The 266-nt window shown below is 34.6% G+C and carries 1 protein-coding gene; it reads left to right on the top strand.

Features of this window, described 5'->3' with window-relative positions; translation table 11 throughout:
• On the top strand, positions 1-209 hold a 209-nt coding region (locus ACFIO5_RS11420), incomplete at its 5' end, for a J domain-containing protein (RefSeq protein WP_375705471.1).
• Positions 210-266: the final 57 nt, after the last annotated feature.

The following is a 266-nucleotide window of genomic DNA, read 5'->3' as shown; positions in this document are numbered from 1 at the left end:
TCTCACGAAAATTAAAACCCTTAGAAGCAAAAGCTTTTGATACATTGGGATTACAAGCAAATGCTTCAGCTGAAGATATTAAAGCAAGATACAAAGAACTGGTAAAAAAACACCATCCTGATTCCAATGGAGGCAACCGTTCTTCAGAAGAGCGCTTTCGTGATGTTCTAAATGCTTATAATTTGCTCAAAAAATCTGGTTTATGTTAAACACACATTCAAATAACCCCGCCTACATTTTAAGAGTAAGATAGTATGTTCTCATAA

It is taken from the genome of Bartonella sp. AA86SXKL (assembly GCF_042196885.1).
The sequence above is the reverse complement of the archived record's forward strand: the minus strand, read 5'-3'. Positions and strand labels throughout refer to the sequence as shown.